The sequence below is a fragment of the Streptomyces sp. NPDC058758 genome (assembly GCF_042746075.1).
Lineage (GTDB): Bacteria > Actinomycetota > Actinomycetes > Streptomycetales > Streptomycetaceae > Streptomyces.
Genome location: NZ_JBHYPS010000091.1, coordinates 1 through 2,396, shown reverse-complemented (window position 1 = coordinate 2,396; position 2,396 = coordinate 1). Strand labels below are relative to the sequence as shown.

Here is a 2,396-nt window from a genome sequence, read left to right as displayed (position 1 = left end):
CTTCAGAACTAACACAGTGGACGCGAGCAACTGAGGACAAGCCCTCGGCCTATTAGTACCGGTCAGCTCCACCCATTACTGGGCTTCCACATCCGGCCTATCAACCCAGTCGTCTACTGGGAGCCTTACCCTCTCAAGGAGGTGGGAATACTCATCTCGAAGCAGGCTTCCCGCTTAGATGCTTTCAGCGGTTATCCCTCCCGAACGTAGCCAACCAGCCATGCCCTTGGCAGGACAACTGGCACACCAGAGGTTCGTCCGTCCCGGTCCTCTCGTACTAGGGACAGCCCTTCTCAATATTCCTACGCGCACAGAGGATAGGGACCGAACTGTCTCACGACGTTCTAAACCCAGCTCGCGTACCGCTTTAATGGGCGAACAGCCCAACCCTTGGGACCGACTCCAGCCCCAGGATGCGACGAGCCGACATCGAGGTGCCAAACCATCCCGTCGATATGGACTCTTGGGGAAGATCAGCCTGTTATCCCCGGGGTACCTTTTATCCGTTGAGCGACGGCGCTTCCACAAGCCACCGCCGGATCACTAGTCCCGACTTTCGTCCCTGCTCGACCCGTCGGTCTCACAGTCAAGCTCCCTTGTGCACTTACACTCAACACCTGATTGCCAACCAGGCTGAGGGAACCTTTGGGCGCCTCCGTTACCCTTTGGGAGGCAACCGCCCCAGTTAAACTACCCATCAGACACTGTCCCTGATCCGGATCACGGACCCAGGTTAGACATCCAGCACGACCAGAGTGGTATTTCAACGGCGACTCCACAACCACTGGCGTGGCCGCTTCACAGTCTCCCACCTATCCTACACAAGCCGAACCGAACACCAATATCAAACTGTAGTAAAGGTCCCGGGGTCTTTCCGTCCTTCTGCGCGAAACGAGCATCTTTACTCGTAGTGCAATTTCACCGGGCCTATGGTTGAGACAGTCGAGAAGTCGTTACGCCATTCGTGCAGGTCGGAACTTACCCGACAAGGAATTTCGCTACCTTAGGATGGTTATAGTTACCACCGCCGTTTACTGGCGCTTAAGTTCTCAGCTTCGCAACCCCGAAAGGTCACTAACCGGTCCCCTTAACGTTCCAGCACCGGGCAGGCGTCAGTCCGTATACATCGCCTTACGGCTTCGCACGGACCTGTGTTTTTAGTAAACAGTCGCTTCTCGCTGGTCTCTGCGGCCACCCCCAGCTCAGGAAGCAAGTTCCATCACCGGTGGTGGCCCCCCTTCTCCCGAAGTTACGGGGGCATTTTGCCGAGTTCCTTAACCATAGTTCACCCGAACGCCTCGGTATTCTCTACCTGACCACCTGAGTCGGTTTAGGGTACGGGCCGCCATGAAACTCGCTAGAGGCTTTTCTCGACAGCATAGGATCATCCACTTCACCACAATCGGCTCGGCATCAGGTCTCAGGCTGTATGTGTGACGGATTTGCCTATCACACGCCCTACACCCTTACCCCGGGACTACCACCGCCCGGGCTGGACTACCTTCCTGCGTCACCCCATCGCTTACCTACTACCACCTTGGTTCGCCGGCTCCACCACTTTCCTTTCCCCGAAGGGTCCGGAACGGCTTCACGGGCTTAGCATTGATGGGCTCGATATTGGGCGTTTCAAAGCGGGTACCGGAATATCAACCGGTTGTCCATCGACTACGCCTGTCGGCCTCGCCTTAGGTCCCGACTTACCCTGGGCAGATCAGCTTGACCCAGGAACCCTTAGTCAATCGGCGCACACGTTTCTCACGTGTGTATCGCTACTCATGCCTGCATTCTCACTCGTGAACCGTCCACAACTCGCTTCCGCGGCTGCTTCACCCGGCACACGACGCTCCCCTACCCATCACAGCGGGCGTTGGCCCTGTTGCTGCAATGACACGACTTCGGCGGTACGCTTGAGCCCCGCTACATTGTCGGCGCGGAATCACTTGACCAGTGAGCTATTACGCACTCTTTCAAGGGTGGCTGCTTCTAAGCCAACCTCCTGGTTGTCTCTGCGACTCCACATCCTTTCCCACTTAGCGTACGCTTAGGGGCCTTAGTCGATGCTCTGGGCTGTTTCCCTCTCGACCATGGAGCTTATCCCCCACAGTCTCACTGCCGCGCTCTCACTTACCGGCATTCGGAGTTTGGCTAAGGTCAGTAACCCGGTAGGGCCCATCGCCTATCCAGTGCTCTACCTCCGGCAAGAAACACGCGACGCTGCACCTAAATGCATTTCGGGGAGAACCAGCTATCACGGAGTTTGATTGGCCTTTCACCCCTAACCACAGGTCATCCCCCAGGTTTTCAACCCTGGTGGGTTCGGTCCTCCACGAAGTCTTACCTCCGCTTCAACCTGCCCATGGCTAGATCACTCCGCTTCGGGTCTTGAGCGTGCTACT

The 2,396-nt window shown here is 56.8% G+C and carries 1 rRNA gene; it reads right to left on the bottom strand.

What is annotated here, in order from left to right:
• Window positions 1–32 precede the first annotated feature (32 nt).
• Window positions 33–2,396 (bottom strand): 23S ribosomal RNA (locus tag ACFW6A_RS39100); the annotation flags it as partial.